This is a genomic window from Cellulosimicrobium arenosum (assembly GCF_014837295.1).
Classification (GTDB): domain Bacteria; phylum Actinomycetota; class Actinomycetes; order Actinomycetales; family Cellulomonadaceae; genus Cellulosimicrobium; species Cellulosimicrobium arenosum.
The window spans coordinates 272070-294135 of sequence record NZ_JACYHB010000001.1; the positions used below are offsets into that span (position 1 = coordinate 272070).

A 22066-nucleotide genomic window follows, 5' to 3' on the forward strand; every position below is an offset into this window, starting at 1 on the left:
CGTCCACCTCGGCCGGTTACCATCCGGTCGGACCGTCCCCGAGAACCCGGAGCAGAGTGCCCCCGCCGTCACCGCCCGACCCGCTGCTCGCGGCCGTCCGCGCGCCGGCACCGAGGTCGTTGCTCGACGTCCTCGACGACACGGCGGCCGCGCATCCCGACGCGCCCGCGATCGACGACGGCACCGCGCTGACGTACGCCGGGCTGCTGCGGGAGGTCACCGCGCGCGCCGCTGGACTCGTGGCCCTGGGCGTCGGCCCGGGCGACCGGGTCGGTGTCCGGGCGACGTCGGGTCGTGCGGACCTCTACCTGTCGATCCTCGCCGTCCTGCGAGCCGGTGCCGCCTACGTGCCGGTGGACAAGGACGACCCGGACGAGCGCGCCGAGCTCGTGTTCACCCAGGCGCGGGTACGCGCGGTGGTGGGCGACGACGCCCACCTCGCGGTACCGCCGGACCTCGAGCCGAACCTGCGCGCGGGTGCTCGTCCGTCGCCGGCGGACGACGCATGGGTGATCTTCACCTCCGGCTCGACCGGCACGCCCAAGGGCGTGGCCGTCTCGCACCGCAGCGCGGCGGCGTTCGTCGACGCCGAGGCGCGCCTCTTCCTGCAGGACGCGCCGCTCGGGCCGGGCGACCGGGTGCTGGCGGGGCTCTCCGTGGCGTTCGACGCGTCGTGCGAGGAGATGTGGCTCGCGTGGCGGTACGGCGCGTGCCTGGTCCCCGCACCGCGCGCGCTCGTGCGTACCGGTGCGGACCTCGGCCCGTGGATCGCCGAGCACGGCATCACGGTCGTGTCCACGGTCCCGACGCTCGCCGGGCTGCTGCCTCCCGAGACGCTCGCGTCCGTGCGCCTGCTGATCTTCGGGGGAGAGGCGTGCCCGTCGGAGCTCGCGGACCGGCTCGCCGTCCCCGGCCGGGAGGTGTGGAACACGTACGGCCCGACCGAGGCCACGGTCGTGGCGTGCGCGGCACCGCTCGGGGGCGAGGGCCCGGTCCGCATCGGGCTGCCGCTCGACGGGTGGGACCTCGCCGTCGTCGGGCCCGACGGGTCGCCGGTCGCGGCGGGGGCCACGGGCGAGCTGGTGATCGGCGGGGTGGGGCTCGCCCGCTATCTCGATCCCGCCAAGGACGCCGAGAAGTACGCGCCGCACCCCGGTCTCGGCTGGGACCGTGCCTACCGCAGCGGCGACCTCGTCGTGCGCGACGACGCGGGCCTGCTGTTCGTGGGCCGCGCCGACGACCAGGTGAAGGTGGGCGGACGGCGCATCGAGCTGGGTGAGATCGACGCGGCCCTGCTCGGACTGGACGGGGTCTCGGCCGCGGCGTCCGCCGTCCGCCGCTCGGAGGCGGGGAACCAGGTCCTCGTCGGCTATCTCGTCCCGGAGGCAGGGCGCCCGGACGCACTCGACGCGCGCACGTGCGTGGACCTGCTCCGCAGCACCCTGCCCGCGGCCATGGTGCCGTTGCTGGCCGTGGTCGCCGAGATCCCGACGCGGACGTCGGGCAAGGTGGACCGGGACGCCCTGCCCTGGCCGCTGCCCGACGGCGCGCTCCTCGTGGCAGAGTCGCGGGCGACCGACGACGGCCCGCCCCTGACCCCGACCGAGGAGTGGCTGGCCGGGGTGTGGCAGCGGGTCCTCGGTGCCACTCCGCAGGTCGCCGACGACGACTTCTTCGAGCTGGGTGGAGGAAGCCTGACGGCGGCACAGGTGGTGTCGGCGCTGCGGGAGCGCGTGCCCACCATCACGGTCGCCGACCTGTACGACAACCCGTCCGTCGGGGAGCTCGCAGCGTTCGTCGACCGCGCGCCGAGCGGATCGGGCACGGCGGCAGGCAGGGTGGCAGGGCGGCCCGGTACGGGCACCGCTGACGCCGCCGGCGCAGGCTCTGCGCCGGCGGTGCCGGTGCCGCGCCCTGCCCAGCTCGTGCAGCTGCTCGCACTGGTCCCGCTGCGCACCCTCGTCGGGTTGCGCTGGCTCACCGCGGTCGCCGCGCTCGGCAACGTGCTCGCCGCGACGACCACGCTGCCGTTCGTGCGCCCCGTCTCGTGGTGGTGGGTCCTGCTCGGCTGGCTCGTCCTGGTCAGCCCACCCGGTCGGCTCCTCGTCTCGGCGCTCGGCGCACGCCTGCTGCTGCGGGGGGTTCGGCCCGGACGGTACCCGCGGGGCGGGAGCGTCCACCTGCGGCTCTGGGCGGCCGAGGCGCTCGTCGGTGCGAGCGGAGGTGTGACGGTCGCAGGCGCGCCCCTGGTGGGCCTGTACGCGCGGCTGCTCGGCGCCCAGGTCGGGCGCGGCGTCGAGCTGCACTCGCTCCCGCCCGTCACGGGCATGCTCCGGCTCGGCAAGGGCAGCTCGATCGAGCCGGAGGTCGACCTGTCCGGGCACTGGCTCGACGGCGACACGCTCCACGTGGGACGCGTCCGCGTCGGTGCGGGGGCCACTGTCGGGGCACGGTCGACGCTGCTGCCGGGTGCGCGCGTGGGCAAGGGGGCCGACGTCGCTGCCGGCTCGTGCGTCAGCGGTCGGGTCGGTGCGAACGAGTACTGGGCCGGGTCACCGGCGGTGCGCGTGCGCACCGAGGTCAAGCATCCGTGGCCGGACGAGCGGCCCGCCGAGCGCACGGGGTGGGTGGCGGCCTACGGGCTGAGCGGTCTCGTCCTCAGCCTGTTCCCGGTGGCCGCGGTCGTCGTGGGTCTGCTCGTCCTGGTCGCGGGGACGGACGTGCTCGGCGCGGACCGCGGCACTGCGGCGCTGCTCGGCGCGCTCGCGCTCTGGGTGCCCGTCGCCACGCTCGCCGCCGCGACGACGTACCTCCTCCTCGTGCTCGGGTGCGTGCGCCTCCTCGCGCTGGGGCTGCGGGAGGGCTATCACGCCGCCCACAGCCGCCAGGCCTGGCAGGCTTGGGTCACGCAGCGGCTCATGGACTCGGCACGTACGCCGCTCTTCCCGCTCTACTCGAGCGTGTTCACGCCCACCTGGCTGCGCCTGCTCGGGGCGCGCGTGGGCAAGGACGTCGAGGCGTCGACCGTGGTCGGTCTGCCGTCGATGATGGACGTCGCGCGCGGCGCCTTCCTGGCGGACGACACGATGGTCGCGCCCTACGCGCTCGGCGGCGGGTGGGTGCGCGTCGCGCGGGCGCGCGTGGGCAAGCGGGCGTTCCTCGGCAACTCCGGGATCACCGCACCGGGCCGGTCGGTCCCGAAGAACGGTCTGGTCGCCGTGCTCTCCGCGGCGCCGGCCAAGGCGAAGGCCGGCTCGTCCTGGCTCGGCAACCCGCCGACGCGCCTGCGGAGGGTCTCGCAGGGCGATGCGGACGAGACCCGCACGTTCGACCCGCCGACCCGCCTGCTCGTGGCCCGTGGCACCTTCGAGGTCCTGCGCTGGGCCGGGCCGGTCTGCTCCGCGTACCTCGCGGTCGCCGTCCTCGTCGCGCTCCAGGGCATGGTCACGGCCTGGGGACTCCTCGTCGCGGCGCTGCTCTCCGGCGTGGTGCTGCAGGTCGCCGGTGCGGTCGCGGCACTCGTGACGACGGGCATGAAGTGGGCGCTCGTCGGTCGGTTCCGATCGGGCGACCACCCGCTGTGGAGCTCGTTCGTGTGGCGCAACGAGCTGCAGGACACCTTCGTGGAGACCGTGGCGGCACCGTGGTTCGCCGACCACGTCGACGGGACCCCGCTCCTGAACGCCTGGTTGCGCACCCTCGGCGCGCAGGTCGGTCGCGGGGTGTGGTGCGAGACGTACTGGCTGCCCGAGGCGGACCTGGTGCGTCTCGGGGACGGTGCCGGCGTCGGCCGTGGCTGTGTCCTGCAGACCCACCTGTTCCACGACCGGGTGATGAGCCTCGACACGGTCGTGGTGGGAGCCGGGGCCTCGCTCGGCCCGCACGGGGTGATCCTGCCCGCCTCGGAGATCGCGACCGGTGCGCGCGTGGGCCCGGCCTCGCTCGTGATGCGGGGAGAGCGGGTGCCGGCCGGCACCCGCTGGCACGGCAACCCGATCGTCCCCTGGGCGTCCGGAGGTATCCGTCCCGCGCAGCGGTGAGCTGACCGGGTGTCACGTACGATGCGGCAACCGTCGACAGCTGGAGGAACGTTCCCACCGTGGCCCATCGTCACCGCTCCGCCGACGCCCCCGACCCCTACGCGCCCCACCGTGGGACGCGTGCGCTCCACGTGAACCGGTACGGGCTCGATCTCGCCTACCGGGTGCGCACGAACCGACTCGACGGTGTCGCGACGCTCGACGTCGTGCTGGACCGTGACGTGGACGTCGTCGAGCTCGACCTGGTGCACCTCAAGGCGACGCGGGTCGCGGTGGACGGAGCGCGGGCGGGGTTCACGCACGGTGGTGGCAGGCTGCGGGTCAAGCTCGGGAGGACCGCGGTACGCGGCACCGCGCTGCGTCTGCAGATCACCTACGGCGGGCGTCCTCGCCCGTCGATCGGACCGTGGGGCGACGTGGGCTGGGAGGAGACCACGGAGGGCTCGCTCGTAGCGGGACAGCCGGACGGGGGACCGACGTGGTTCCCGTGCAACGACCATCCCGGTGACAAGGCCACGTTCGAGATCACGATGACGACCGACGCCGCATACACGGTCGTCGCCAACGGGCCGCTGCTCGAGGTCTCGCGCCGGGCCTCGACCCGGACCTGGGCGTTCGGGCCGACGGCGCCCATGTGCACGTACCTCGCGACGGTCGTGGTCGGGCGCTTCGACGAGATCGCGCTCGGGCACCGGCAGGTTGCCGCTCTCCGTCGCCGCGCGGCCACGGTCGACCAGAGCGCGTTCGCGCACGCGTCGCAGCGGCCGGCCGTCCGTCACGACCTCGGGCGTCACGGCGAGCTCGTGCGCGCGTTCGAGCGGATGTTCGGCCCGTACCCCTTCGCCGAGGGCTACCGCGTCGTCGTGACGGAGGACGAGCTGGAGATACCGCTCGAGGCGCAGGGGCTGTCGATCTTCGGAGCCAACCACCTCGACGGCGACGGGACCTGGGACCGACTGATCGCCCACGAGCTCGCGCACCAGTGGTTCGGCAACAGCGTGTCGGTCGGGCGGTGGCGGGACATCTGGCTGAACGAGGGCTTCGCCTGCTACGCGGAGTGGCTGTGGTCCGAGGAGGCCGGCGGCGACGGCGCCGAGGTCCACGCGCGAGCGGCCCACGCACGCCTGTCCGATCTCGCACAGGACCTGGTCGTCGCCGACCCCGGCCCGGAGCTCATGTTCGACGACCGGATCTACAAGCGCGGCGCCCTCACCCTGCACGCCGTGCGCCGGTCGCTGGGCGATGACGACTTCTTCGGCCTGCTGCGCGGTTGGACCGAGTCGAACCGGTACGGGTCGGTGACCACCGACGACTTCCGTGCGGCCGTCCGGTCGCGCCGCGACGACCTCGACGGGTTGCTCGACGCCTGGCTGTGCGAGCCGGACCTGCCGGACCTGCCGGACCCAGCGGACCCGGCGTAGGCCAAGGTCCGGGCCGCTACGGGTGCGGTCGGTATCGCCGCAGGTCAGGAGGGTGCCCCGGGTGGGATTCGAACCGACTATCTAGGGGGGTCACTGGTAGACAGTGGCCCCCCTTAAACCTGGGTTGACCTGGGGTAACGCCCCCACTGAGTAGACACAGGCAGACACGCGGGTACTCTCGTTGTTCCACGTAGGTTCCACGAGAGGGCTGGGTTACATGCCGCGCAGGTCGGGTTTCGGGTCGGTCGAGAAGTTGCCCAGCGGGAGGTTCCGAGCCCGGTACGCCGTCCCCGGCAGCGCACCCAAGGTCTGGGTGAAGGCACCCCAGACGTTCACCACGAAGCGCTCCGCTGACTCGTGGCTCGCACGGCAGCGCGTCGACATCGAGGACGGCGTGGTGCGCCCTCAGACCGTCGCGTCGAGGGTCACCCTGGCCGACTACGCGGAGGAGTGGATCACGAACCGCAGGAGCGCACGAGGCGGCCCCCTGAGGGCCTCTACCGCTCGGACCTACCGCATCTACCTGACCAAGCACATAGAGCCCGTCCTGGGGTCCCTGGCGCTGCCAGAGGTCACCCGTGACCGGGTGCGCGCGTGGTACGCCGGGATGGACAACGACCGGCCGACCGTGAAGGCCCGCACCTACGCGTTCTTGAAGTCGGTGTGCGCGTCCGCCGTGGAGGACGACCTCATGCCCGCCCAGCCGTGCACGATCCGTGGGGGATCGCAGACCACGGCCAAGGTGAAGGTCCAGACCGCGACCGTCGCGCAGGTGTCCGAACTCGTCGCGGCCATGCCTGAGCACCTGTCTCTGTCGATCCTCCTGGGGGCGTGGTGTCAGACCCGCTCGGGTGAGGTCCTGGAGTTGCGCAGGAAGGACGTGACGGGCCAGACGGTCCGGATCGAGCGCGGGGTCACGTTCGTCCACGGGAGGGCCGTTGTGGGGGAGCCCAAGACCGGCGCGGGCGTCCGGACGGTCGCGGTGCCTCCGCACGTCTCGGAGGCCATCGAGGCGCACCTGGACCGCTGGGTGAACGACGACGCCGAGGCACTCCTCTTCCCGGCGCACCCGGGGGAGCGGCAACACCTCCACCTCTCGACGTTCGGGTACTTCGTCAAGGAGGCCGTGAAGCGCACGAGCCTGCCTGCCTCGTTCCGGTTCCACCACCTCCGCCACACGGGCCTGACGCTGGCCGCGCAGACGGGCGCGACGGTCGCGGAGTTGCAGGCGAGGGCTGGGCACTCGACGCCTCACATGGCCCTGCGCTACCAGCACGCCGCCTCGGAGCGGGACCGGGCGCTCGCAGATGCCCTGTCGGTCCTCGCACAGGGGTAGGCACGACATCCCCTCCGAGCCCCAAGGTCGCCGTTACCAAACTGTGACCTTGGGGCTTCGTCATTCCCGAGCCCTTCCAGAAAGGCGCAAGATGCCGGGGCAAACTTCCCTCTGATATTGACGCGCACGCGGACCTAAATGCAGATCAATGTGATACGCACTTCGATATTGCTATTTCCGTGTACGGATTCCTTGGGTCTACGTTTCATTCATGCCGGTAGACAGCCGGTGATAAGCAGAAACAGCCCGGCCCGTGCGACTCCCTGGCAGGTGAGCACGGACCGGGCCTAGAGGCCACAAGGAGGCCCCTGTGATGAACGCTACCGCCCCCGCCACCCCCAAGTGGATGTCTCGACGCGAGACCGCCGACCTCCTCGGGGTCACGCCCCGGACCGTGGACCGCTACATCGGCCGTGGCTACCTCCACGCGACCAAGTTGGGCACGCAGATCATCCGCATCGAGACCGCCTCCGTCGAGGACTTCCTCCGCCGTGGCGAGGTGACCCGATGATGCGCCTCGCAGTGGTCGCGGTGACCGTGCTGCCAGCCAGCCTCGGAGGTGCCTTCCTCGCCATCGGCTGGGCGCCTGCGGGAGTCCTGGGCATCGTCGTCTCCGTCGCCCTCGTCGCCCAGATCCTGCGCAAGGACGGACCGGGCGAGTGAACGCGGAGACGCGCCGCTTCGAGTGGGAGCGCGCACTCCTCGCGGCCGACAAGCCGACGATCCCGAGCACCGCCCGGCTCGTGGGCCTCGTCCTCGCGACGAGGGTTGACCCGGACCTCACGATCCCTGCCGAGTTCAGCCCGTCCCTGGGGCGTCTCGCGAGGGACGCCGGGTTGGGCAAGACCTCCGTGGCGGATCACCTGAACACCCTGGAGGCCAAGGGCTGGGTCGTGCGCGACCGCCCATCGACCGAGGCCGCGATGAAGTCGCACGAGCGGACCAGATACCGGCTCGTCATCCCCGACCCTGTCCGGGAGGCGGACAGCCCCCCTGTCCGGGAGGCGGACCGGTCCGGGAGGCGGACAGGGGGTGGTCCGGGAGGCGGACAGGACCCTGTCCGGGAGGCGGACACAACCAGTACCTCTTCCATCTCCTCTTCCATCTCATCTCCTCCAGTAGGTACTAGGTCTAGGGAGGAGGAGGCCGTGACGGATGAGAAGCCCGAGCCGCCCACATCCGTCACGGCCCCGCTCTTCGACACCACGCAGGCCGTCGCGGGGTATGAGAGGCCGAGACTCGCAGCCGACGACTGGAGGCCCACCACCCGGGAGTTCGAGGACGCCCTGGTCGACTTCCCCGACCTGGGCAAGGTGGACAAGCCCGGAGTGAAGCGGCTCACCCGTGAAGCGCTGGACACGCTCGCGGACCTCCCAAGGCCCCCAGACTTCGCCCTCGCGGCAACCGACCGCACATCACGCGACCACCGCCGCGTCCACGGGTTCTGGCGCTCCTACGTCGAGAACCACGTCCACGAGTACAAGCCCACCCCCTGGTACGAGAAGTAAGGATCAAGACCATGCAGACCATCGACATCACGGGTAAGAAGTTCGGCACCCTCACCGTCCAGGCGCGAACCGACAACCGTCACCGCAAGGCGTACTACCTCTGCACGTGCACCTGCGGGGCATCCGTCATCGTGCGCGGCTCGTACCTCCGAGACGGCACCACGGCAGGGTGCGGAGACCACAAGGCGCACCCGTACACCCGCCGCACGGACGGGACCTACGCCGGGTACTACGTCGCCCACGCCGCGCTCCGTGAGCGGATGGGCAGCGCGTCCACGTACCTCTGCGCAGGCGACGACAACGAGTGCCCGAACGACGCGCACGACTGGGCATACCTCGGATGCGACGAGGAGGTGGCAGGCCCCGGAGGCATCGGCACCCGCTGCCCTCGCGTCTGCCCCTCGGAGTACGCACCGCTCTGCCGAGCGCACCACATCGAACTCGACCGACGCGAGAAGGTGGCCGCATGAGCACCCGCCGAGTCACCACGCCCGAGGCCATCGCCTACGTCCTCGTCATCGCCCTGTCCATCGCGCTCGTCTTCGCGCTCCTCGGTCGACCCGCACCCGAGCCGCTGGCCGAGCCCGAGCCCACCACGAGCACCGAGCCGACCACCACGGCCACGTCCGCCGCGATCCCCCTCGCGCTACACCCCGAGTGGGGAGGCTGGGACACGCAGGTCCAGGAGTGCGCGTTCCATGACGGCATCAGCGCCTACGCCGTCGTCCGGTTCTCCGACCGCACACAGGACGACCTTGGCATCCTCGACGCCACCTACACGGTCGAGTGCTACGGCGACCCATCGTGAGCACCCCACGAGGCGCACGGAACGGGGCCTCTCGCAGGCGTAGGCCCCGTTCCGGGGCATCGACCCCCGGATGGTCAGGATGGACCGTCACAGAGGCACGAGCGCGATGGAAGGCCCGCCTGCCCCTGGCGTGCTGGCAGTGCCGACGCCCCGTCCTGCCAGCCCAGCGCTGGGTGGTCGAACACATCGTGCCCCGAGCCCTCGGAGGGAACGAGCGCGACCTCTCGAATCAGTGGGTCTCGCACCGCTCATGCAGCGACGCGAGTGGCGGGAAGGTCAAGGCCCAGCGCAACCAAGCTAGGCGAGGAACCACCAAGTCCAGCGCACCATCCAGCGCCGACTCAGTCAGCCTCATGCAGGAAGGAGAAGGACTCACATGGTGACCGAGACCATCAACACCGACGTTTTGAGTCAGACCTCAGAACCCGACCCGCTTTCCCCTTTCTTTCCCTCTCTGAACGGGGTGACCAAGTGGGAGTGCCTGGCGGTCTCGGACTTCCCGGTGATGCCGGACGTGACGGCGTACGAGGTGGGGTCTGAACTCCTCGGGTTCGACACGACTCCCCAGGGCTACGTCATCGCGGGCGTGGTGGAGGCGAGGAACGAGGAGGATCGTCCCCTGTACCGGTACGTCCCGATCCAGGTGCCGCGTCGATCGGCCAAGACCACGAGCACCTCGTGCGTTGCGCTCGGTCGCATGGTCGCGACACCGGGCTACCGGGTGATGTCCACCGCGCAGACGGGCGACATCGCGCGTCGGATGTGGCGTGAGGTGGTGCAACTCCTGGACGCGCACTACGCCTCCGTGGACGAGGGCTCCCGCCCGTACAAGGCGCGCATCGCGAACGGCTCGGAGGTGCTGACGTGGGAGAACGGCTCTACCTGGCGCCCTGTCACGCCGTCCCCGCTGTCGTACCGTTCGCAGGCCGCTGACCTCCTCATCTTCGAGGAGTCGGGTCACATCGCTCCCGAACTCGCGGCCGAACTCCGCGCGGGTGCCTTCCCGACGATGGACACCCGACCGCAGGGACAGGTGTGGATCATCGGCACGCCGGGGCCGACTCGTGCGGGTCTCCTGTGGGACGGCCTCGTGAAGGGTCACGCAGGCAGGGCGCGGTGGGGCCTCGTGGACTTCACCATCGGGGACTCGCGCTCCATCACGCACGAGGACGGCTCCCTGGACCTCGACCTCCTCCAGGAGGTGCACCCGGGCCTGCGCTCCGGCCTCACGGACCTGGACATCATGGAGGAGCGGTTCGAGGGCATGTCCGTCCTCGACTTCGCGGCCGAGTACGCGGGCCAGTGGCCTCCGGACGCCTCGACCTCCGCCATCGACCTCGACGCCTGGGCAGCCTCCGCCCTGACGCCGCTGCCGAGCCTGGAGGACATCAAGAGGTTCGGCCTCGCGTTCGACGTCGCGCCAGACGGCTCCTCCGCTGCCCTGTGCGCAGCGTGGAGGGACGAGGACGGGGTGGCGCACCTCGGGGTCATCGAGCACCGCGCGGGCGTCTCCTGGCTCGCGGACGTCGTCCACGCCATCGCGACCAAGTACCGGCTCCCGGTCGCGTACGACGGCATCGGCGCGAACCACGGACCCGCCCAGGAGATCGAGCGCAAGAGGGGAGTGAACCTCGTGCGGCTCGGGATGCACGACGTCCAGGCAGCCGCTCAGGGCGTCGTCTCGCACCTGACGGACGGACGCCTGCGGCACTACTCCCAGGGCAGCCTCACGGGTGCGGCGGAGGGGGCCTCGTGGCGCTCCTCGGAGGGTGGACGGCTCTTCGGTCGCCGCAGGTCCACCGCCGACGCCTCGCCTCTCGTCGCGGCCTCCCTGGCGCTCGCGCAGTACGACGCCCTGCCTGCCGAGTCGGGACGGCTCCGGATCGCTGTCGCACGCTCGTCGTAGGCTCCTACCAGGAGAAGTGGCCCCCGCATCCCAAGGGTGCGGGGGCCTTCCTGTGCCCCGAGGCCGGCTAGGTATCTGACACACGAGCGCATCGACGTCAGCATCTACCTGACAGATCAGGTCTCATCTGTCAGAATCAGTACGTGGCATGGAACCCGTTCAAGCGCGTGAGCAGCCTCCTGGAGTACGGAGGCGCGAACGGCCGTCCTCAGTCCACCCCCGAGGCCATCGCCTCCCCGTGGAGCACCGGCTCCCTCCAGTCCATCGTCTGGAGCGACGTCTTCGGCGGGTCCTACTCTCGCGTCACCCGCGCCGAGGCCATGCGCGTCCCCGCCATCGCCAAGGGTCGCGGCCTCATCTGCGGCACGCTCTCCCGTCAGCCCCTCGTGGCGTACAAGAACGCCGAGCGGCTCTCCGCCCAGCCCGCGTGGCTGTACCGGACGAACACGGCCGAGTCCCCGTACGTGCGGATGCTCTGGACCCTGGACGACCTCCTGTTCGGTGGGACGTCCCTGTGGACCGTGGAGCGCGGGGCGCAGGGCCAGATCACGGACGCCCTCCGTGTCCCGCCCGAGTGGTGGGAGATCGACCCGGACGGCCGCATCCTCGTGTACGGCAAGCCCGTGAACCGGGACGAGGTCCTGTACTTCGAGGGACCACAGGACGGCCTCCTGGACATCGCCTCCGAGGACATCCGCGCAGCGCGCGACACGACCAAGGCGTGGTCCTCTCGGGTGAAGGCCCCCGTGCCGATGGTGGAACTCCACATCAACGACGCCAACAAGCAACTCTCCCAGGAGGAGTCCGACAACCTCCTCGCGTCCTGGAACGACGCGCGGGAGAACGGTGGCGGAACCGCCATCACGCCCGCCGAGATCGACGTCCGGACTCACGGAGAAGTCGCCACCGACCTCTACATCCAGGGGCGCAACGCCTCCCGCCTGGACTTCGCGAACTACATGTCCGTCCCGGCATCGCTCCTGGAGGGCTCCACCGCCACCGCGTCGCTCACGTACTCGACACAGGAGGGCGCACGGAACGAACTCCTGGACTACACGCTCACGTACTGGGCCTCCGCCATCGAGGCCCGCCTCTCGATGGACGACGCCGTCCCTCGCGGCCAGCGCGTGGCCTTCGATCTCTCGTACTTCACCCGCACGCCGCAGCCCAGCGGCCCGACGCCCACCGAGGACTGACATGGCTTCCAAGATCATCCACCGCGTGGACCGCCCCGGAGGAGTCCAGGCCGTCTACCGGCAGGACGAGACCGGCCACGTCACGCGGACCGTCGAGAAGGCGCGCAAGGCGCGCGCACCCAAGCCCGAGCCGACCCCCGAGCAGGAGGCCACCGCATGAGCACCATCAAGGCACAGGGTCGCCTCCTCAAGGCGAACGCCGCAGACCGTGTCCTGGAGTACCTCCTCCTGCCCTACGGGGAAGAGGGGCGCACCTCCGCAGGCCGCGTCACCGCGTCCGCAGGCACCCTCGACGTGCCGGACGAGATCGTGGCGAACATGGAGCACGACGGCACCCGGCCCGTCGCCAAGTCCGCGTACCTCCGCGAGGAGGACGACGGCCTCCGTGCCGGGTTCCATGTCGCGGAGACCACCGCAGGCAACGACCTCCTCGTGGAGGCAGCCGAGGGCCTGCGCACCGGCATCTCCGTCGAGATCGACAACCCCGTCATCCGCGCAGGACGCCTCCTCTCGGGGGCGCTCACCGGGGCCGGGTTCGTCACCACGCCCGCCTTCCCGTCCGCCCTCCTCGTCGCGTCCGACGCGGGCGAGATCGAGGACGAGACCGAGGACCAGCACGACACCGAGGGCACCGAGCCCGAGGCGAACAACACAGAGGAGGAGGCCGACGTGCCTACCGAGACCGAGAACACGACGGCCACCGTCCCCGCTGGGAGCCTGGCCGCGCGCCGCAACGAGAACACCGGGCCGAAGACCCCCAACGACCTGTTCCGCCTCATGGCGAACGCCCACAAGACCGGTGGCACCAAGGGCCTGACCGCCGCGCTGTCGGACATCGTGCCGGGCGACATCCTCGGTCAGGAGCAGCCGCAGTACGTCGGCGAACTCTGGGACGGCAAGGCGTACGAGCGCAAGATCGTGCCGCTGTTCAACCACGCCAACCTCACGTCCTACAACGTGCAGGGCTGGCGCTGGGTGACCCGCCCCGCCGTCGCGGCTTACGCGGGCAACAAGACCGCCGTGCCGTCCAACGCGGTCGAGACCGAGCAGGTCTCCATCTCCGCCGAGCGCATCGCCGGGGCGCACGACATCGACCGCAAGTTCCGCGACTTCAACGACGCCGAGTTCTTCGCCGCGTACTTCGCTGCGATGACCGAGTCCTACGCCCGCGTCTCGGACACCTCGGTCGCAGCCGACATCCTCGCGGTCGCCACGGACGTCACGGCCGACGCCGTGCCCACGGACGTCCCCACGGGCCTGTCGTACATCGTGGACGGGGCGCTCGCCGTCCTCGCCGCGACGGACACCATGCCGACGTTCGCGCTCGTGCCGCTCAACCTCTGGAAGGGGATGCTCCTCACCCCCCGGGACAAGACCCTGGAGTACCTCAACTCCGCGCTCGGGTTCGAGGAGGGCTCCACGGGAGGCTTCCGCATCCAGCCGTCCACCGTCGTCACGGACGCCGTGCTCGTCGGCACCAAGTCCGCCGCGACCGTGCACGAACTCTCCGGCTCGCCCATCCGGGTCGAGGCCGTGGACGTCGCCAACGGCGGCATCGACGCGGGGCTCTTCGGGTACTACGCCACGAACATCCACGACGCCGAGGGTCTCGCCCTCGTGACGCCCGACGAGGGCTGAGCATGAGCGAGCCCACCGCCTGGGAGGTCCAGCCGTACGACGGCTGGGCCTCCCTGGAGGACGCCCGCTCACAGTGGTCCGACGCCCAGGCGATGCCGGACGACGAACTCACGGGCTACCTCCAGACGGCCTACGAGCAGTGCGTGGAGTTCGCTCCGGCCGTCGTCGGCACCGTCATCCCGGCGCGGCTCGTCCAGGCGCAGGTCATGCAGGCCCGTGCCGTGTGGCGATCCCTCACGTCGGGTGACCAGGACACGCAGGGGCCGGACGGCTACACCGTCACCGTGTTCCCGATGGACTGGACCGTGAAGGCCCTCCTGCGGCCCGAGCGAGGGGTCCCGGTGGTCTCGTGAGTGCACGTACTCAGATCGTCGCCTTCCTGACCGAGGCCCTCCCCGCCGAGTGGACGGTCCTGCCGTTCGCCCGCGACCTCGGGAACCTCACCAAGCCCACCGTCTCGGTCGAGATGTCGCGGGTCGACCAGGGGCCGTCCCAGGGCCTCTGGAGCGCCACGTGCACGATCACGCTCGTGGCCCCCTTCCAGGACTACGAGGCAGCGGAGGACTTCCTGGAGGACGGCCTCCTCGTCACCCTCGGGGTGCTGGACGGCATCCCCAACATCGGCCTCGGTGCCGAGCGCGTGGTCATCGCTGAGAAGCACCACGCCTACCAGGTGAACATCACGTACCCGCTCGCCAAGAGCGACGACTCGGAGGAGTAGCAACATGGCAGTCATCGAGGTCCAGCCCCTCGTCCTCAAGGACGTGATCCTCATCATCGGTGGGGAGACGGGCGACGACTACCGCAAGCACGTCGACGCGGTCACGTTCACCCCGTCCTCGTCCACGATCACGTGGACCGGCCTGGGACTGAACACGCACACGGACGCCGCCATCGCGACGTGGACCGCCGTCCTGAACTACGTGCAGGACTGGGAGACGACGGACAGCCTCTCCCGGTACCTGTTCGAGCACGAGGGCGAGACCGTGGAGATGGAGTTCGCACCCCGCAGCGGCTCCGGCCCCTCGTTCACCGCCAACGTGGCCATCACGCCCGGCGCCATCGGCGGCACCGTCAACACCTACGCGACCACCTCCGTGACGCTCGGGTCCGACAAGCCCGTCCTCGTCCCGGCAGCCTGACCGATGGGTCGAGTCAACGTCTCCGGAGTGCGGGAGGCGCGTCTAGCCGCCACCGCACTCCGGAACGTTGACCGGGACCTGCGGCGCGAGATCAACGCGCAGACCCGCACCGTCGTCAACCCCGTGTGGAAGGGAGCCGTCGAGGCTCACGCCCGCACAGGGCAGGACACGCGCATCCTCGCCAAGGGCACCCGCGTCGCCACAGGGGCCAAGCCCCGGCTTGTCGCGGCCTCGTCCAAGCGGGCGTTCAGCGGGGGCCTCGTGCCCGCCTACGACTGGAAGTCGTGGGAGTTCGGTACCAAGGCCAAGGGCGTGAAGACCCGCTACCGCCGCCGCTCGCGCAACGGGGGCTCCCACATCGTGCTCCGTCGCACCCGCAAGCAGGTGCCCTCGCGCAACGCCAAGGGCCGCGTCCTGTACCCCGCCGTGGACGAGGTGCTGCCTCGTGTCGCGTCCCTGTGGTCCCAGACCGCCGTCTACCTCACGTTCAAGGCCCTGAAGGGGGACTGACATGGCCTCCGGGTTCAACTTCGAGATCGGTGCCGACACCTCCGGGTTCAAGAAGGGCACCGACGAGGCCGCCGAGGCGGTCGACGACCTGTCCTCCGCACTCGCGGACATGGAGCGCGACGGGTCCAAGAGCATCGACGACACCGCCGCCGCGTGGGGCACGTACGAGGACGCTGCCGACGACGCGGCCAAGGCTGCCGGGGACGCCTTCGACAAGATCGAGGACGACGCCACCGACGCGGGGGAGGCGATCAAGCGCGACCTCACGGACGGCACCGACGAGGCCGGCAAGAGCGCGGGCGACCTGGAGGGCAAGTTCCGCGACGCCCTCACCAAGGTCGAGGACACGGTCAAGACCTCCAGCGAGAAGGCTGCCAAGAGCGTTGGGGACGCCTTCGAGGACAACGCCATCACGGCGGACGACGTGTTCAAGGCCGACCTCAAGGCCGAGTTGGTCTCCAACATGGCCGAGGCGGGCGCGGAGGTCGCGCGAGGCTTCAAGGACGGGTTCGACTCCGAGGACGCCGAGACGATCCTGGACGGCCTCACGGACACGATGGTCAGCGTGGGCACGCTGGGGGGGCCTGTAGGGGCCGCTGCCGGTGTCGCGGGGGCCGCCGTGGTCCAGGCGTTCGCGGGGCCGTTCATCGAGGACGCGCAGGAGACCGCCGAGCAGTTCGAGGAGACGCTCACTACCGCCTTCGACAACATCGTGGAGGCCGGGTCGGAGATGGGCCGGGAACTCACGATCCAGGCGAACACAGATGAGATCTGGAAGGACACGGAGAAGCGGAACGCCTCGGCCGAGAAGGCTACCGAGATCGGCGTATCCCAGGCCCTCGTCGTGCGCGCGCTGGCCGGGGATCAGGAGGCGCTGAACGCGGTGCAGGAGGCAGGGGCCAGGAAGGTCGAGGGGCTGAACAGCACCCTGGAGACGGCCCGTGAGTCGATGTTGAAGGGCAGCCTCACGACCGAGCACTTCAACGAACTCCAGGACGAGACCAACGTGGCCCTGGGGGAAGTGAACGACGGCCTGGGCTACGTCAGCGACTCGTACAAGAACAACGCGGACGCGATCGACGCCGCCGACATCGCGGCGCAGGGGAAGATCGAGACCGACAACCTCGCGGCCGAGGAGTCCATCCGGATCGCCAAGGCGCGGGCACTGGAGACCGGCGAGACGCAGAAGCTAGCCGTGACCATCGACGGCGTGACCAAGAACATCGAGGTCATGCCGGACGGCAAGGTGGTCGAGGTCACGGACGAGGGCAGCGCCAAGGACACCCAGAAGAAGATTGAGGACATCGACGGCAAGGACGTGCCAGTCAAGGTCTACCTTGACGACGCCTCCGCCTGGGCACGGCTCAACGAACTCACCCGCCGACGCTCCACGACCATCGCGGTCGAGTACAAGCGCTACGGCCAGTACGCGATCTAGGAGGCGGACGTGTCCACGACCATCACGGACGGTACGACCGTCGTCATACCAACTCTCGTCCTCGACTACTCCTACGAGCGCGAGGCCCGGACCATCGTCCACACCGTCCTGGACCGCTCGGACCCGGACATCACGCTCCGCCCTGTGGGCCTGAGGACCGGCACCCTGACGATGTTCTGCCTCACGCGCGCGCTCGCGGTCGACGTCGAGGACATCCACCGCACGTTCGGCCTCCTCACCCTCACCTCCGACGAGGAGCCCACGGCGGACATGTTCTACGTGGCGACAGGGCGTATCGGCTCGTCCTGGGACCCCGAGCACAACCGCTGGACCGTAACGGTCGACTACGCGGAGGTGCTCCCGTGACCGTCTCCCGCCTCGTCTACACGGTCGAGATCGTCGGCACGGACTACCGGGTCTCGCCCGAGGAGGGCATGGTCACCCTCGACGAGTCCTGGACCCCCTACGCGCAGGCGGGGGTCACGATCCCTCTGCCGAGCGACCCGGCGATCCTCGACGCCCTGGACCCCCGCCTCGGGGCTCGGGTGCGCATCACCATGTCCCAGCGCTTCGGGTCCGCGTTCACCATCGCGGACCTCACGGCAGGGTCCGGCTCGTCGACCGCCGCGTGGACGGCCGACCTCAACGGTGCACCCCTGTCGGAGTGGACGGGTCGCTACTCCTCGCCCTTCAACTCCACGGGCTCGCGTGCGTCGCGCACCCGCCGCCTCGACCTCGGGGTGCGGGCACGGTCCGTGAACTACGAGCGGGGCACGGTGGACATCGACCTCGCCTCTGACGAGGCGCTCCTCCTCGACCTCGCCCGCGTCGACACCACAACGGCCTTCCCCGTCACGTCGACCGTCTACGGGGCCGTGGCGCTCGTCCTGTCCGCCATCGGCGCCACCGCCGCCTTGGAGGTGCCGGACGCCGCCCTGGAGGCGGACTCGGCAGGGTGGGAGCCCGGCCAGGTGGCATGGGACTACGTGAAGCCCCTTGTGGACGCCGCAGGGATGCGCCTGTACTGCGACGAGGGCCGGGACTGGCACCTCACCAAGCCCCTGTACCCGACGGGGCAGGCGCTCACGTTCAGCGGCTCCAACGCCAAGTTCCTCCAGGACGACATCTCCCGTGATGAGCAGTGGTTCGACGCGGTCGTGGTCACGTACCGGTGGACCAACTCGGCAGGGGATGAGCAGGTCCGGTACGACACGGCGCAGGACGGCGAGGCGACGCGGGTCAAGTCCCTCACGTACGACCGCCGCTACCCAGGCCCTGGGGGTGCACGGTCGATCCTCGACCGCGCACGGGGCCGAGGGCGTATCGAGTCGATCTTGTCGGTGGCGAACCCCGAGGCGACACCGGGGCAGGCGCTCACGGTGAACCTCGACGACGCCCCGATTCAGACCGGCATCACCACGAACGTCTCGTGGAACTTCGGGGCCGACGAGATGCGGGTCCGGTCGCGCGACCTCACAGACACTCCAGAGTCCGCCTGGGTGCTCATGCCCCTGGGCTGGGCGTGGGAGGACATCCCTGAGGGCATGTCGTGGGACGAACTTGAGTGGACCAACGAGGAAGAGGAGGGCTGAGCCTTGGCCAACGGAGACGCCGCATCGGCGGCAGGTCTCGCGGTCTTCGCGAGCACGCAGGACGCGCGGCAGGGATACGACAACGACAACATCCGGGGCGACGAACTCGGCAACCACATGACCAACGGCGGGCACCCGTGGTCCAAGATCAGCGACAAGCCCGCCACGTACCCGGCCGCGACCGGGAGCGTGGACACCGCGCAACTCGTGAACGACGCCGTGACGGGTGCCAAGATCGCGTCCAACACGATCACGGCGGGGAACATCGCGGCTAACGCGGTCGGCTCGTCCGAACTCGCCTCCAACTCTGTCGACACCAACCACATCGACGGGCGCGCCATCGGCACCGACCAGATCGGCCTGGGAGCGATCTACGGCGGGCTCATCCCCAACGGCGGCATCGAGCCCGGGAAGTTGGCCTACGAGACCGTGAACACGGGGCAACTCGTGGATGGGGCCGTGACCGCCGACAAGATCGACTCTTCGGTGGACTTCGACGAGGCCGACCGGGTGACCAGTGGCGCCTACTCGCGGCAGGCAGGCGGGTCGCGCTACGCGATGTGGATGGACGGGGACCGCCTCATCGGTCGCGCCACGTCCTCGCGTCGCTACAAGTCGGAGATCGAGGCGCACGACATCGACCCCGAGGTGGTCTTGTCGCTCCAGCCCGTCACGTACCAGCACCAGAACGACCCTCAGGGCGTGCGGGAGTTCGGCCTCATCGCGGAGGACGTCCACGACGCGGGCCTCCCGGAGATCGTGACGTGGTACGCCGACAAGATCGACGGCATCCGCTACGACCAACTCGGAGTCGCGCTCCTGTCGGTCGTGAAGGCGCAGGCCGCGCAGATCAAGGCACTCAGCGCGCGCCTGGACGCCCTGGAGAACCCCACCGAGACCGAGGAGGTCTAACCATGCCCATCGACTCCAACGGCATCTGGCAGTACGAGGAGACGGACGCGGAGGCGACCGCCTCGGACCTCCTGAACCTCCTGGCCACCTCGACCTCTGACGCGGTATCGGACGTCAACGTGCGCGTGGACGGGCTCACCCCGGACACCGGCAGGTTCGACCTCACGCCCTCGGACGGGATCACGGTGGTCAGTGAACTGAACGCGCGGCGCGTCGGGGACGTCGTGGAGATCACGGGCTACGTGAGCGGCCCCTTCCCTGCGAACACCAACACCTACATCGTCGACACGGAAGGCGTCCCCGAGGCGCTCCGGCCGACGGGGACCGCCCGGTGGGGTACGGCCTACCTCGCGGGGAACCTGACCGGGTCTGCGCTCGTGCGCGCTGAGGGCTCCGTGGGGCTCGTCAACCCTCCTGGGGCGTCGGCGGCCAGCGCTCAGTTCTCCATCATCTACACGGTGACGTCGTGACTCCCGCAGACCTCCCGGACCCCACGCAGGTCCTCACCTGGCCCCAGGCGCTCGTGGCCGTCGTCATCATCCTGTGCGTCCTCGTCTGGCCGGGTGTCCTGGCGTGGATCAACTCGCGTTCCACGAAGGCGTTGATCGAGGACGTGCGGCACGAGGTGAACCCGAACTCAGGCAAGTCCATGAGGGACTCGACGAACCGGACGGAGGCAGCGGTGCAGGAGATCCAGTCGACGCTCGGGGAGCACGTCAAGTACGCGGAGGAGCGGGACGTGGAGTTGGACCGCCGTCTGGAGGCCCTGGAGGCCAAGCCTCGGGGGATCTTCCGTAGGCGCTAGTTCCACGTAGGTTCCACGCCGTGATGTTCTCGCAGGTCACAGGGGTGCCCCGGGTGGGATTCGAACCCACACTGGATCGGGTTTGAGCCGAACGCCTCTGCCGGTTGGGCTACCGGGGCCGGCGCGCCGACGAGCTCGCGACGCGCGAGCTCCATCGAACCACATGCGACGGTGGAACGAGAATCACACCACGTCGTGTCGAAACGCGGGGGCGACACCGACCCGGGCCCACTACGATGAGTGACGTGAGTGACGAGACAGCGCAGCCCGAGGACAAGCAGCCGCTCGAGCTGCCACCGATGATCGAGCCGGAGCCCGAGGCGAAGAAGGAGCCCGTGGCGCCCGGCGGCCGACCCCGGCGCACGGCGGTGGTCGCCGAGGACGAGGCACTGATCCGCCTCGACGTCGTCGAGACGCTCCGGGAGTCGGGCTTCGACGTCGTCGGTGAGGCCGGGGACGGCGAGACCGCTGTCCGGCTCGCGCTCGAGCTCAAGCCCGACGTGGTGGTCATGGACGTCAAGATGCCCGAGCTCGACGGCATCTCGGCGGCCGAGCGCATCGGCAAGGCCCACGCGGCGCCGGTCGTCCTCCTCACGGCCTTCTCCCAGGCCGAGCTCGTCGAGCGGGCCCGCGACGCCGGCGCCATGGCCTACGTGGTCAAGCCGTTCACGCCGGCCGACCTGCTCCCCGCCCTCGAGATCGCGATCTCCCGGTACTCGCAGATCAGTGCGCTCGAGTCCGAGGTCGCGGACCTCGCGGAGCGGTTCGAGACGCGCAAGCGCGTCGACCGGGCAAAGGGCCTGCTCATGACCAAGATGGGTCTGAGCGAGCCCGAGTCGTTCCGCTGGATCCAGAAGACCTCGATGGACCGCCGCCTCACGATGCGCGAGGTCGCGGACGCCGTGATCGAGCAGGTCGGCGGAGCCTGACCGGCGTCCTCGTCCGGTGCGCTGAACTGGACCTTTGTCAGGAGCATTTGCGGGGCGCTATGGTCTTGGACCAGCGTCCAGATTCTCCGGTGGGCTCCGTGCAGCGATCAGCTCGCCGGGCAGGACAACGCACGACGGCGCGGGTGGGTGTGCCGCGTCGGTGCGACGCGTTCAGCGCGAACTGTTGAGGAGGATGTCGATGCGCCACGTAGTGGAAGTCCGGCCCGCGGTCGGCGACGACCTCGTCGCGATCGCGTCGTTGTGCTCGGAGGCTCGTCTCGAGTCGGCGACCGGCGCCCAGCTGTGCGCGCCGGAGTCCGACCGGCTCGTGCGTCATCTCTCCGTCCTTCTCGCCCTGCCCGGCGGCAACGTCCTCGTCGCCCTCGTCGAGGGCCGGCCGGTCGGGTTCGTCCTCGCGCGGGTCCTCGAGCCCCATCTGTTCGCCGACGAGCCGAGCCTCTACGTCGAGGCCGTGTACGTCGGGCAGGACGCGCGCCGCCGAGGCGTGGGGCACGCGCTGCTGAGCGCGACCGCCGACGTCGCTGCCGACGCCGGTGCCACGCAGGTCTACTCCGTCCCGATCCCGGGCTCGCGCGGTGTGCAGCGCTTCCTGGCTCGGCTCGGTTTCGCCCCGGTCGCGGGCCATCGCGTCGTGTCGACCGCGGTCCTGCAACGTCGTCTCGCTGCGGACCTGGTGCCCTCGCGCAAGGGTGCTCGCTCCCTGGAGGACCTCATCGCGCGACGTCGCCGCGCACGCACCGAGGGGCTCAGCGGCCCGGTCGACCTGCGGGAGTTCCAGGCGGAGCTCGGGCGTCGCGCCGCCGCCGCACCCGCCGACCCCCAACCGGAGAGCCTGCCGGGCTGACACCCCTCGGGCGCTCGACT

The 22066-nt window shown here is 70.4% G+C and carries 24 protein-coding genes and 1 tRNA gene; 24 read left to right on the plus strand and 1 reads right to left on the minus strand.

Annotated features, from left to right (window positions below):
• Window positions 1-56 precede the first annotated feature (56 nt).
• From IF651_RS01220 to IF651_RS01325, 22 genes are all read left to right on the plus strand, one after another.
• On the plus strand, window positions 57-4040 hold the full coding sequence (locus IF651_RS01220) for a Pls/PosA family non-ribosomal peptide synthetase (protein ID WP_338403692.1): 3984 nt from the start codon (window positions 57-59) through the stop codon (window positions 4038-4040).
• Between the two features lie 59 nt (window positions 4041-4099).
• Complete coding sequence (locus IF651_RS18110) at window positions 4100-5461, plus strand: M1 family aminopeptidase (protein ID WP_191827248.1); 1362 nt, start codon at window positions 4100-4102, stop codon at window positions 5459-5461.
• Between the two features lie 217 nt (window positions 5462-5678).
• Complete coding sequence (locus IF651_RS01230) at window positions 5679-6797, plus strand: tyrosine-type recombinase/integrase (protein WP_241743962.1); 1119 nt, start codon at window positions 5679-5681, stop codon at window positions 6795-6797.
• A gap of 313 nt (window positions 6798-7110) precedes the next feature.
• Complete coding sequence (locus IF651_RS01235) at window positions 7111-7308, plus strand: helix-turn-helix domain-containing protein (protein ID WP_241744014.1); 198 nt, start codon at window positions 7111-7113, stop codon at window positions 7306-7308.
• Window positions 7305-7460 (plus strand): hypothetical protein, encoded by a 156-nt coding sequence (locus tag IF651_RS01240; protein WP_191827251.1) that lies wholly within the window; start codon window positions 7305-7307, stop codon window positions 7458-7460. The genes IF651_RS01235 and IF651_RS01240 overlap by 4 nt, the downstream gene beginning before the upstream one ends.
• A complete protein-coding gene (locus IF651_RS01245; protein WP_191827252.1) occupies window positions 7457-8305 on the plus strand; it encodes a helix-turn-helix domain-containing protein in 849 nt (282 codons plus the stop codon). The genes IF651_RS01240 and IF651_RS01245 overlap by 4 nt, the downstream gene beginning before the upstream one ends.
• An 11-nt stretch (window positions 8306-8316) precedes the next feature.
• Window positions 8317-8775: a hypothetical protein gene (locus IF651_RS01250; RefSeq protein ID WP_191827253.1), complete on the plus strand. Its 459-nt coding sequence runs from the start codon at window positions 8317-8319 to the stop codon at window positions 8773-8775.
• Window positions 8772-9113 carry a hypothetical protein gene (locus IF651_RS01255; protein ID WP_191827254.1) on the plus strand — a complete coding sequence of 114 codons (342 nt, stop codon included), beginning with the start codon at window positions 8772-8774 and terminating at the stop codon, window positions 9111-9113. Before IF651_RS01250 ends, IF651_RS01255 begins: the two co-directional genes overlap by 4 nt.
• Window positions 9114-9576: 463 nt before the next feature.
• Window positions 9577-11019, plus strand: a complete 1443-nt coding sequence (locus IF651_RS01260) for a hypothetical protein (protein ID WP_191827255.1) — start codon at window positions 9577-9579, stop codon at window positions 11017-11019.
• Window positions 11020-11162: 143 nt separating this feature from the next.
• Complete coding sequence (locus IF651_RS01265; protein ID WP_191827256.1) at window positions 11163-12215, plus strand: phage portal protein; 1053 nt, start codon at window positions 11163-11165, stop codon at window positions 12213-12215.
• A gap of 1 nt (window position 12216) precedes the next feature.
• Window positions 12217-12375: a hypothetical protein gene (locus tag IF651_RS01270; protein WP_191827257.1), complete on the plus strand. Its 159-nt coding sequence runs from the start codon at window positions 12217-12219 to the stop codon at window positions 12373-12375.
• A complete protein-coding gene (locus IF651_RS01275; protein ID WP_191827258.1) occupies window positions 12372-13853 on the plus strand; it encodes a phage major capsid protein in 1482 nt (493 codons plus the stop codon). Before IF651_RS01270 ends, IF651_RS01275 begins: the two co-directional genes overlap by 4 nt.
• A gap of 2 nt (window positions 13854-13855) precedes the next feature.
• On the plus strand, window positions 13856-14206 hold the full coding sequence (locus tag IF651_RS01280) for a hypothetical protein (protein WP_191827259.1): 351 nt from the start codon (window positions 13856-13858) through the stop codon (window positions 14204-14206).
• Window positions 14203-14574, plus strand: a complete 372-nt coding sequence (locus tag IF651_RS01285) for a hypothetical protein (RefSeq protein ID WP_191827260.1) — start codon at window positions 14203-14205, stop codon at window positions 14572-14574. Before IF651_RS01280 ends, IF651_RS01285 begins: the two co-directional genes overlap by 4 nt.
• A 4-nt stretch (window positions 14575-14578) precedes the next feature.
• Window positions 14579-14995: a hypothetical protein gene (locus IF651_RS01290; protein ID WP_191827261.1), complete on the plus strand. Its 417-nt coding sequence runs from the start codon at window positions 14579-14581 to the stop codon at window positions 14993-14995.
• Window positions 14996-14998: 3 nt separating this feature from the next.
• The gene (locus IF651_RS01295; RefSeq protein ID WP_191827262.1) at window positions 14999-15505 is read left to right on the plus strand and encodes a hypothetical protein; all 507 of its coding nucleotides are present in this window, start codon (window positions 14999-15001) and stop codon (window positions 15503-15505) included.
• 1 nt (window position 15506) lies between these two features.
• Window positions 15507-16943 (plus strand): hypothetical protein, encoded by a 1437-nt coding sequence (locus IF651_RS01300; protein WP_191827263.1) that lies wholly within the window; start codon window positions 15507-15509, stop codon window positions 16941-16943.
• Window positions 16944-16952: 9 nt separating this feature from the next.
• Window positions 16953-17309, plus strand: a complete 357-nt coding sequence (locus tag IF651_RS01305) for a hypothetical protein (RefSeq protein ID WP_191827264.1) — start codon at window positions 16953-16955, stop codon at window positions 17307-17309.
• Window positions 17306-18535 carry a hypothetical protein gene (locus IF651_RS01310; protein ID WP_191827265.1) on the plus strand — a complete coding sequence of 410 codons (1230 nt, stop codon included), beginning with the start codon at window positions 17306-17308 and terminating at the stop codon, window positions 18533-18535. The genes IF651_RS01305 and IF651_RS01310 overlap by 4 nt, the downstream gene beginning before the upstream one ends.
• Before the next feature lie 3 nt (window positions 18536-18538).
• Window positions 18539-19447 carry a tail fiber domain-containing protein gene (locus tag IF651_RS01315; protein WP_191827266.1) on the plus strand — a complete coding sequence of 303 codons (909 nt, stop codon included), beginning with the start codon at window positions 18539-18541 and terminating at the stop codon, window positions 19445-19447.
• Window positions 19448-19449: 2 nt separating this feature from the next.
• Complete coding sequence (locus IF651_RS01320) at window positions 19450-19917, plus strand: hypothetical protein (RefSeq protein WP_191827267.1); 468 nt, start codon at window positions 19450-19452, stop codon at window positions 19915-19917.
• Entirely contained in the window at window positions 19914-20252 is a 339-nt protein-coding gene (locus tag IF651_RS01325; protein ID WP_191827268.1) for a hypothetical protein, read from the plus strand. Before IF651_RS01320 ends, IF651_RS01325 begins: the two co-directional genes overlap by 4 nt.
• 45 nt (window positions 20253-20297) lie before the next feature.
• On the opposite strand, the gene IF651_RS01330 is transcribed toward IF651_RS01325, so the two are convergent.
• Window positions 20298-20371, minus strand: a tRNA-Leu gene (locus tag IF651_RS01330).
• 117 nt (window positions 20372-20488) lie between these two features.
• On the opposite strand from IF651_RS01330, the gene IF651_RS01335 reads away from it, so the two are divergent.
• Window positions 20489-21181 carry an ANTAR domain-containing response regulator gene (locus IF651_RS01335; RefSeq protein ID WP_191827269.1) on the plus strand — a complete coding sequence of 231 codons (693 nt, stop codon included), beginning with the start codon at window positions 20489-20491 and terminating at the stop codon, window positions 21179-21181.
• Window positions 21182-21380: 199 nt separating this feature from the next.
• Window positions 21381-22046 carry a GNAT family N-acetyltransferase gene (locus IF651_RS01340; RefSeq protein WP_191827270.1) on the plus strand — a complete coding sequence of 222 codons (666 nt, stop codon included), beginning with the start codon at window positions 21381-21383 and terminating at the stop codon, window positions 22044-22046.
• Window positions 22047-22066 lie beyond the last annotated feature (20 nt).

Coding starts and splice junctions, on each gene's coding strand:
- IF651_RS01250 (WP_191827253.1), top strand. CDS start 8,317: ATGCAGACCATCGACATCACGGGTAAGAAGTTCGGCACCCTCACCGTC.
- IF651_RS01240 (WP_191827251.1), top strand. CDS start 7,305: ATGATGCGCCTCGCAGTGGTCGCGGTGACCGTGCTGCCAGCCAGCCTC.
- IF651_RS01255 (WP_191827254.1), top strand. CDS start 8,772: ATGAGCACCCGCCGAGTCACCACGCCCGAGGCCATCGCCTACGTCCTC.
- IF651_RS01295 (WP_191827262.1), top strand. CDS start 14,999: ATGGGTCGAGTCAACGTCTCCGGAGTGCGGGAGGCGCGTCTAGCCGCC.
- IF651_RS01300 (WP_191827263.1), top strand. CDS start 15,507: ATGGCCTCCGGGTTCAACTTCGAGATCGGTGCCGACACCTCCGGGTTC.
- IF651_RS01235 (WP_241744014.1), top strand. CDS start 7,111: ATGAACGCTACCGCCCCCGCCACCCCCAAGTGGATGTCTCGACGCGAG.
- IF651_RS01270 (WP_191827257.1), top strand. CDS start 12,217: ATGGCTTCCAAGATCATCCACCGCGTGGACCGCCCCGGAGGAGTCCAG.
- IF651_RS01340 (WP_191827270.1), top strand. CDS start 21,381: ATGCGCCACGTAGTGGAAGTCCGGCCCGCGGTCGGCGACGACCTCGTC.
- IF651_RS01275 (WP_191827258.1), top strand. CDS start 12,372: ATGAGCACCATCAAGGCACAGGGTCGCCTCCTCAAGGCGAACGCCGCA.
- IF651_RS01320 (WP_191827267.1), top strand. CDS start 19,450: ATGCCCATCGACTCCAACGGCATCTGGCAGTACGAGGAGACGGACGCG.
- IF651_RS01280 (WP_191827259.1), top strand. CDS start 13,856: ATGAGCGAGCCCACCGCCTGGGAGGTCCAGCCGTACGACGGCTGGGCC.
- IF651_RS01230 (WP_241743962.1), top strand. CDS start 5,679: ATGCCGCGCAGGTCGGGTTTCGGGTCGGTCGAGAAGTTGCCCAGCGGG.
- IF651_RS01290 (WP_191827261.1), top strand. CDS start 14,579: ATGGCAGTCATCGAGGTCCAGCCCCTCGTCCTCAAGGACGTGATCCTC.
- IF651_RS01335 (WP_191827269.1), top strand. CDS start 20,489: ATGAGTGACGTGAGTGACGAGACAGCGCAGCCCGAGGACAAGCAGCCG.